Genomic DNA, 8,519 nt, shown 5'->3' on the forward strand with positions numbered 1-8,519 from the left:
CAGCCACAGCTTGGTGGCCTGGTCGATGACCAGCGTGGCGAGGCCGGTGAGGAGGCCGAGGCGGAGGCGGGAGGTCATTGCAACCTAATGAGTTGATCACCAAGGCAGCCACAACCACAGCTGCCGTCCCCGCGAACGCGGGGACCCATACCGCGGACGGCCAATTGGTGAAAAGGACTCGGAGTCATCAGTCTTCGCTCACCAGGACGGCCGGTGGCTATGGGTCCCGGCGTTCGCCGGGACGACAGCTGTGTTTGACGCGCGTCCGCGCATCACATGGCCACCCCGAGCGCCTTCCACTCGCGAAGCGCCTGGGCGTCGCGGGGGGAGACGTCGGGGTAGTCCTTGTCCTCGCCGACGCTCTCCAGGATCTTCCAGGAGCGGGCGCACTTCCTGCCGACCGCCTTTTCCACGACCACCGCCACACCCGACACCGCATCCAGCCGGAACGCCTCGGCCGGCGCCTCGCCCTCCCGGACCTCGTAGTTCGAGGTGATGCAGATCTCGGCGAGATCCGCATCGAACAGGAGGCCGAGCAGGGCGCGGTCGGCGACGTAGATGACCGGCGAGGCTTCGAGCGAGGAGCCGATGGTCTTGGCAGCCCGCGCCAGCTCGAGCGCACCGGTGACGACGCGCCTGACGTTGCGGATCGTCTCCCATTTCGCGGCGAGCGCATCGTCGCGATAGCCGTCCATCGTGTCCGGGAACAGCGTCAGATGCACCGACGGCTCGGCGTCGGGGCGATACATCCGCCATGCTTCGTCCGTCGTGAACGACAGCACCGGCGCCAGCCATTTCAGGATGGCGTCGCAGATCAGGTCGATCGCGGTCAGCGCCGCCTTGCGCGCCACCGAGGACGGCGGGTCGCAATACAGCGTGTCCTTGCGGATGTCGAAATAGAACGCCGACAGCTCGGTGTTCATGAACGCCGCGAGGCTGGCAATGACAGTCTTGTAGTCGAACGCGGCATAGGCGCGGCGGATCACCTCGGCCTGCTGGCTCAGCTGATGCAGCATCAGCCGCTCGAGCTCCGGCATCTCCGTGAAGGCCACCGCCTCGCTGCGCTTGTAATGGTGCAGGGTGCCGAGCATCCAGCGGATCGAGTTGCGCAGCTTGCGATAGGTCTCGATGGTGTTCTTCAGGATCTCCGGGCCGATGCGCTGGTCGTCGGCATAGTCGGTGGCGCAGACCCAGAGCCGCAGGATGTCGGCGCCGGAATCCTTGATCACCTTCTGAGGCTCGACCGTGTTGCCGAGCGACTTCGACATCTTGCGGCCGTTCTCGTCGAGCGTGAAGCCGTGTGTCAGCACGACGTCATACGGCGCGCGGCCGCGCGTGCCGCAGCTTTCCAGCAGCGAGGAGTGGAACCAGCCGCGATGCTGATCGCTGCCTTCGAGATACATTACGGTATCCTGGCCGCCATCGACCTTGCGCCTGATGCCGGCGAGGCCGGGGAAGTGCACGGGGTCTTCGAGCACGAAGGCGTGGGTCGAGCCGGAATCGAACCAGACGTCGCAGATGTCGTCGACCTTCTTCCAGTCCTCATTGGCGCGGGAGCCGAGGAAGCGCTCGCGCGCGCCGTCGGCGTACCAGGCGTCGGCGCCTTCCTTCTCGAAAGCCTCGGCGATGCGGTTGTTGACCGCCTCGTCCTGCAGGATCTCGGCGGAGCCGTCGCCCTTCTCGCGCACGAACACCGCGATCGGCACGCCCCAGGCGCGCTGGCGCGAGATCACCCAGTCCGGACGGTTGGCGATCATGCCGTTGATGCGGTTCTGGCCGGCGGCGGGGACCCATTGCGTGACCGAGATCGCGCGCAGCGCGCGGGCGCGCAGCGTGTCGCCGGACTTCGCCTGGCCGTGATCGCTGATGTCCTTGTCCATCGCGATGAACCATTGCGGCGTGTTGCGGAAGATCACCGGCTTCTTGGAGCGCCAGGAATGCGGATACTGGTGCTTCAGCCGGCCGCGCGCCAGCAACTGGCCGGCATCGGTCAGCGCCTTGATGACGGCCTCGTTGGCGTCGCCCTTCTCGCCTTTGTCGTTGATCACCCGCTTGCCGGTGAAGCCCGGGGCGTGATCGGTCAGCGCGCCGTTCTCGTCGACCGTGTAGGGGATCGTGGTTGCGATGCCTCTGCCATCGAGCTCGCGCGCATTCGCCATCCAGACATCGAAGTCCTCGCGGCCATGGCCGGGCGCGGTGTGGACGAAGCCGGTGCCGGTGTCGTCGGTGACGTGCTCGCCTGACAGCAGCGGCACGACGAAATTGTAGCCGCCTTCGAGGCCCTTGAACGGATGCGCGCATTCGACCGCATCGAGCGTGTCGCCGGGGATGTCGCGCAGCTTGGTGTAGGACGTGACGCGCGCCTGCTTGAACACGCTCTCGGCGAGCGCATCGGCGAGGATGAGCTTGTCGCCGGTCTTCGCCCAGTTGTCCGCGGGCGCGTCGGTGACTTCATAGAGGCCGTAGGCGATCTTCGGCGAGAACGAGATGGCGCGATTGCCGGGGAGCGTCCAGGGCGTGGTGGTCCAGATCACGACCGAGGCGCCGGCGAGCACGCCATGCGCCGGCGAGGTCACCGGGAACTTCACCCACACTGTATCGGACTGATAGTCCTCGTACTCGACCTCGGCCTCGGCCAGCGCGGTCTTCTCGACGACGCTCCACATGACCGGCTTGGAGCCGCGATACAGCGTGCCGTTGGCGGCGAACTTCATCAGCTCGCGGGCGATCTGCGCCTCGGCCGGATAGGTCATGGTGGCGTAGGGATGGTCCCAGTCGCCGATCACGCCGAGACGCTTGAACTCCTCGCGCTGCACGTTGAGCCAATGCTCGGCATAGGCGCGGCACTCCCGGCGGAACGCGACCATGGCGGCGCTGTCGCGGAAGTCGGGCTTGGTCTTGCCCTTCTTGCGGTAGTTCTCCTCCTCGATCTTCCACTCGATCGGCAGGCCGTGGCAGTCCCAGCCCGGCACGTAGTTGGAGTCGTGGCCGAGCATCTGCTGGCTCTTGGTCACGACGTCCTTGAGGATCTTGTTCAGCGCGTGCCCGATATGGATGTTGCCGTTGGCATAGGGCGGGCCGTCATGCAGGACGAATTTCGGCCGGTGCTTGGCGGTCTCGCGCAGCTTGCCGTAGAGGTCGATGTCGTTCCAGTATTTCAGCAGCTCCGGCTCGCGCTGCGGCAGGCCGGCGCGCATCGGGAATTCCGTCTGCGGCAGGTACAAGGTCTTGGAATAGTCTTTGGTGTCGGCTTTTTGGGCGTCGGATTTTTGCGGCTTGTCGGACATCGTGATCTGGCTTGATGAGCTCAAAGAGGGGCGCGGAGGCGCGATCTGCGATCGCGGGCGGCGGAACGAGCAGAGACATCCCGGTCTTGCGCCGAGCTCGAAAAGCTCAGGCGGAAGCCGGGCCGCTAATGCCGATGGTGCGCCGTATCAACATGGGGCCCCCTCATAGCAGCCGGGCGGCCGAATCGCAAAGTCATCCTGTGTTTCCGCGTCATTCCGGGGCGATGCGAAGCATCGAACCCGGAATCTCGAGATTCCGGGTTCAGCCCTGGCGGGCTGCCCCGAATGACGGCGACGATAACAAACGATCGAACTAAGAGGACCGCCGATGCTCCGTCTGCACGGCATCATGGGACGCGCCGATGACAGGGCCTATGCCGGCCGCATCCACGCGCTGGAGCATCGCGGCGGCATCGAGCTGTTGTTCGTGCCGCCGGAGGACGCAGGCCGCAAGCGCTTCCGCCTGACCACCGATCGCGGAACCGATTGCGCGGTCAGCCTCGACCGCGACGAAGAACTCATCGACGGCGCGCTGCTTCATCTGGACTCCGACCGCGCGATCATCGCCCGTTTCGGCGCGCAGCAGGTCTGGCGCCTGCGCGCGCGCGATCCGGCCTCTGCGCTGAAGCTGGGCTGGCACGCCGGCAATCTGCACTGGCGCGTCCGCTTCGAGGGTGATCACCTCGTCGTCCTGCTCGACGCCCCGCTCGCCACCTATCGCGCCCGCATCCAGCCGCTGCTCGACGCCGGCGAGGTCGTGGAGCGCGACCATGTTTGACCGCGGCGAGGCGCTCGCGCTGCTGCAGCTCGGCGACAGCGCCTTTCCCGCCGGCGGCTTTGCCTTCTCCTGGGGCATCGAAGGCCTCGCCGCCGATGGCCTGCTGTCCGATCGTGGCGATCTCGATGAGGTCATTGCCGATCACCTGGCGCAGCGCTGGGCGACGATGGATCGCGTCCTGCTGCGACGCGCCTGGCGTGCGAGCGACATCGCTGCGATTGCCGCCGTGGATGGTCTCGCCGAGGCCACCACGCCATCCGCCGAGATGCGCGACGGCTCACGGCGCGCGGGCAGGGCGCTGCTCGGCGTCTGGGTCAAGCTTGCCGGTCCGCTCTCGACCTCTTATCGCGCGCGCGTCTCCGCCGATCTCAGGCTCGGCCATCTCCCCGTCGTGCAAGCCATCACCGGTCGCGACGCCGGCCTCAGCCTCGATGCCGCCGAGCTCGTGTCCGGCTGGACATTGATCACCGGCCTCGTCAGCGCCGCCGTGCGGCTCGGCCTGATCGGCCACATCGAGTCGCAGCGGAGCTTGGCGCGCGCCCGCGCCCGACTTGCGGATCTCCTCGACGAAACGCCCGACGATGAGGCCATGCCGTCGAGCTTCACACCCTTCATCGATATCGCCGTGTCGCGCGGGCCGCTGCGGCACGTGCGCATGTTCACGACCTGAGGTGCCCTGGCCATGATGAACCTGTCGCCGACGGAGCTCGATCGTCTCGTCATCTTCAACGCCGCGCAGATGGCGCGGCGCAACCGCTTGCTCGGCATCAAGCTCAGCCATCCCGAGGCGGTCGCCTACCTCACCGATGAGGTGATGACTGCGGCACGTCGCAATCTGCCCTACGCCGAGATCCGCGACATGGCCGGCCGGCTGCTCACGACCGATGACGTCGAACCCGGCGTCGCCCAGATGATCCCGATGCTCTATGTCGAGCTCATGTTCGCCGAGGGCACCAAGGTGATGGCGCTGTTCGAGCCGATCCAGCCCGCGGAAGGCGCAGCGGCTGATGACATCGTTCCCGGCGAGATCATCGCCGGTGGCGACGACATCGCGATGTTCACCGAGCTGCCGGCTGTGACGATCGATGTCGTCAATACCGGCGATCGCGACATCCAGGTGCGCAGCCACACCCATTTCTTCGAGGTCAATCGCGCGCTGCGCTTCGACCGCGCCGCCGCCTGGGGCATGAAGATCGATCGCCCCGCGGGCCTCGGCATCCGCTTCGAGCCCGGTGTCTTCAAATCGGTCCGGCTGGTGCCGATCACCGGCGACCGGATCGTTCGCGGCCAGGCCGGGCTGGTCAACGGTCCGCTCGACGCACCCGGCGCCCGCGACGCGGCGCTGAAGCTCGCTCAGTCGCGCGGCTATCTCGGAGCCTGAGCCATGGCCACGCTCACCCGCCAAGCCTATGCCGAGCTCTATGGCCCGACCAAGGGCGATCTGATCCGGCTCGCCGACACCAGCCTGCTCGCCGAGATCGAACACGACTACACGACCTATGGCCATGAGCTTTTGGTCGGCGCCGGCAAGAACATCCGTGACGGCGAGGCCGTCGCGGCGCACCGGACGTCCACTCACAAGGCCCTCGATGTCGTCGTCAAGAACGCCACCATCGTCGATGCCGTGATCGGCATCGTGAAGGCCGACATCGGCATCCGCGACGGCCGCATCGTCGGCATCGGCAAGGCCGGCAATCCCGACGTTATGCCCGACGTGCATCCGGACATGGTGATCGGCCACACCACCGCCCCGATCGCCGGCGGGCCGTTCATCGTCACCGCCGGCGCGATCGAGAGTCACGCGCATCTGATCTCGCCGGAGCAGTCCGACCACGCGCTCGCCGGCGGCACCACCACGATGGTCGGCAACGGCTCGGGGCCGGTGTTCGACGTCGGCTCAGGATCGGGCCCGAACTTCGGCCACTTCCTCAAGTCGATCGAGTTCTCGCCGCTGAACTACGCGCTGTTCGGCCGCGGCGGCTCCGATCCGGAAGCGGTGGAGGAGGCGGTCGCCGCTGGCGGCATGTCGGTCAAGATCCACGAGGATTTCGGCGCGGCGCCCGACGTGATCGACAAGACGCTGATCGCGGCCGATCGTAACGACTTCGCGGTGCATCTGCATACGGATTCGATCAACGAATACGGCTTCTGCGAGGACACGATGGCGGCGGTCGATGGCCGCACCATCCACATGTACCACGTCGAGGGCGCAGGCGGCGGCCATGCGCCCGATCTCCTGAAGGTCGTGTCCTGGCCGAACGTCATTCCATCCTCCACCAATCCGACCAACCCGTACACGTCGTATGGAATGGAGGAGGGCGTGCCGATGACGATGATCTGTCATCAGCTCAACTACAACGCCCCCGAGGACGTCATGTTCGGCGAGTCCAGGGTGCGCGCGCAATCGATGGCGGCGGAGGATTTCCTCCACGACATGGGCGCGATCTCGATCTTCGGAACGGACACCCAGGGCATGGGCCGGCTCGCCGAGAACGTCGCCAAATGCTGGCAGCTTGCGAGCGTCATGAAGGACCGCATCGGCCGTCTGCCCGAGGAGACCACCGCGCGCGCCGACAATGAGCGCATCAAGCGCTACGTCGCCAAGCTCACCATCAACCCCGCGATCGCCGTCGGCATCGACCACGTCGTCGGCTCGATCGAGGTCGGCAAGATGGCCGATCTCGTGCTGTGGCCGCGCGCGTCGTTCGGGCTGAAGCCCTACATGGTGATCAAGAACGGCTTTCCGGTGTGGGCGGCGATGGGCGACGGCAATGGCAGCCTCGGTCTGTCCGAGCCGATGATCCAGAAGCGGATGTGGGGCGCGCTCGGCGCGGCGCCGCAGCGGCTCGGCGTGAACTTCATGTCCAAGCTCGCAGTCGATGCCGGCGTGCGTGACAGGCTGGGGCTCGGTCGCGAGACCGTGCAGATCAAGAACGTCCGCCGCCTGCGCAAGACCGACATGGTCCGTAACGCCGCGATGCCGCATGTCGAGGTCGATCCGCAGACGTTCGAGGTCCGCGCCGACGGCAAGCTGTTGATGTGTCCGCCGGCCACCTCTGTGCCGCTCGCCAGGAGGTTCATGCTGCGATGAGCCGGCTTGCTCTCTCCCGTGTCGATGCCCCGATGACCGCCGCGCGCGTCGGCATCGGCGGTCCCGTCGGCTCCGGCAAGACCGCTCTGGTCGAGCGCCTGATCCCGGCGCTGCAGGCGCGCGGCATCGACATCGCCGTCATCACCAACGATCTCGTCACGGCCGAGGATGCCGAGCGCGTCCGCCGCTCCGGCCTGATCGATCCCGAGCGCGTGTCGGCGGTCGAGGCGGGCGCCTGTCCGCACACCGTGATCCGCGAGGATCCGACCCTGAACATCGAGGCTGCCGACGAACTGGAGCGGCGCTTTCCCGGCGTCGAGCTGATTCTCCTGGAGAGCGGCGGCGACAATCTCGCCTCGACCTTCTCGCGCGACCTCACCGATTTCTGGATGTTCGTGATCGACGTCGCCGGCGGCGACGACATTCCGCGCAAGCGAGGCCCTGGCGTGATCCGCACCGATCTGCTGGTCATCAACAAAGTCGATCTCGCCCCTCACGTCGGCGTCGATCTCGCCCGCATGCAGCGCGAGGCCACCGACGTGCGCGGCGGCCGGCCGGTGCTGCTGACGAACTGCCGGCGCGGCGAGGGGATCGAGGCGATCGTCGACCTCCTGGAGCGCGAGGTGCTGTTCCGCACGTGAGTGATCCCGCCCCAGAGGCGCCGCGGCTCGATCTCTCTTTCGTCCGGCGCGGCGGCCGCACCGTGATCGACCGGCGGCTGTTCGCCTGGCCGTTCGTGCTGACGCGCAGCTTCCACACGGACTCCGCGCGGCCGGATCTGCTGAGCGTCATCCTGCAGACCGGCAGCGGCGCCGTGCATGGCGAGGACCGGCTGACGCAGCGCTTCGTGCTCGGCGTAGGTGCGGCCGTGTCGATCACGACGCAAGGCGCGACGTCGGTGCATCGGGCCGAGCCGGGCGTCCGCGCCATGGAGCAGGTGCTGCTGCACGTCACAGCCGGCGCGTCGCTCGACTATCGGCCGGAGCCGCGCATCCTGTTTCCCCAGGCGGCGCTGTGTCAGGTGCTCGAGATGGACTGCGCGGCCGACGCCGCGGCGCTGGTCACCGACGCCTTCACGATGCATGACCCGGACGGGCAGGGCCGGCTGTTCCGCGAGCTCGACTCCACGCTCATCGTCCGGCGGCCAGGGGCGGAGCCGCTGCTGATCGACCGCATGCAACTGCGCGATCCCGCGATCGCGCTGTTCAAGGGTCACCGCGCCTTCGGCTCGGCGCTGCTGATGCTGCCGGAAAGGCTGGATCATGCCGCGCTGCGCCTGCGCCTCGCTGATGCGCTCGCGCGCATCGATCAGCTCTACGCAGCCGCGAGCCTGCTGCCGCACAGTGCCGGCGTCGGTGTTCGG

General features: G+C 67.2%; 7 protein-coding genes. 6 read left to right on the plus strand and 1 reads right to left on the minus strand.

What is annotated here, in order from left to right:
• Positions 1-272 precede the first annotated feature (272 nt).
• A complete protein-coding gene (ileS, locus tag BRAS3809_RS26130) occupies positions 273-3,287 on the minus strand; it encodes an isoleucine--tRNA ligase (protein WP_008965021.1) in 3,015 nt (1,004 codons plus the stop codon).
• 328 nt (positions 3,288-3,615) lie between these two features.
• On the opposite strand from ileS, the gene ureE reads away from it, so the two are divergent.
• The 6 genes from ureE to BRAS3809_RS26160 all read left to right on the plus strand — a co-directional run.
• The gene (gene ureE / locus BRAS3809_RS26135) at positions 3,616-4,065 is read left to right on the plus strand and encodes an urease accessory protein UreE (protein ID WP_008965022.1); all 450 of its coding nucleotides are present in this window, start codon (positions 3,616-3,618) and stop codon (positions 4,063-4,065) included.
• Entirely contained in the window at positions 4,058-4,735 is a 678-nt protein-coding gene (locus BRAS3809_RS26140) for an urease accessory protein UreF (RefSeq protein WP_008965023.1), read from the plus strand. Before ureE ends, BRAS3809_RS26140 begins: the two co-directional genes overlap by 8 nt.
• A gap of 12 nt (positions 4,736-4,747) precedes the next feature.
• A complete protein-coding gene (gene ureB, locus BRAS3809_RS26145) occupies positions 4,748-5,446 on the plus strand; it encodes an urease subunit beta (protein ID WP_008965024.1) in 699 nt (232 codons plus the stop codon).
• A 3-nt stretch (positions 5,447-5,449) separates the two neighbouring features.
• The gene (gene ureC / locus BRAS3809_RS26150; protein ID WP_008965025.1) at positions 5,450-7,156 is read left to right on the plus strand and encodes an urease subunit alpha; all 1,707 of its coding nucleotides are present in this window, start codon (positions 5,450-5,452) and stop codon (positions 7,154-7,156) included.
• Entirely contained in the window at positions 7,153-7,797 is a 645-nt protein-coding gene (gene ureG, locus BRAS3809_RS26155) for an urease accessory protein UreG (protein WP_035658705.1), read from the plus strand. Before ureC ends, ureG begins: the two co-directional genes overlap by 4 nt.
• Positions 7,794-8,519, plus strand: a 726-nt coding sequence (locus BRAS3809_RS26160) for an urease accessory protein UreD (RefSeq protein ID WP_035658707.1), incomplete at its 3' end; no start/stop codon positions are given. The genes ureG and BRAS3809_RS26160, both read left to right, overlap by 4 nt.

This window comes from Bradyrhizobium sp. STM 3809, assembly GCF_000239795.1.
Classification (GTDB): domain Bacteria; phylum Pseudomonadota; class Alphaproteobacteria; order Rhizobiales; family Xanthobacteraceae; genus Bradyrhizobium.

Coding starts and splice junctions, on each gene's coding strand:
- ileS (WP_008965021.1), bottom strand. CDS start 3,287: ATGTCCGACAAGCCGCAAAAATCCGACGCCCAAAAAGCCGACACCAAA.
- ureE (WP_008965022.1), top strand. CDS start 3,616: ATGCTCCGTCTGCACGGCATCATGGGACGCGCCGATGACAGGGCCTAT.
- BRAS3809_RS26140 (WP_008965023.1), top strand. CDS start 4,058: ATGTTTGACCGCGGCGAGGCGCTCGCGCTGCTGCAGCTCGGCGACAGC.
- ureB (WP_008965024.1), top strand. CDS start 4,748: ATGATGAACCTGTCGCCGACGGAGCTCGATCGTCTCGTCATCTTCAAC.
- ureC (WP_008965025.1), top strand. CDS start 5,450: ATGGCCACGCTCACCCGCCAAGCCTATGCCGAGCTCTATGGCCCGACC.
- ureG (WP_035658705.1), top strand. CDS start 7,153: ATGAGCCGGCTTGCTCTCTCCCGTGTCGATGCCCCGATGACCGCCGCG.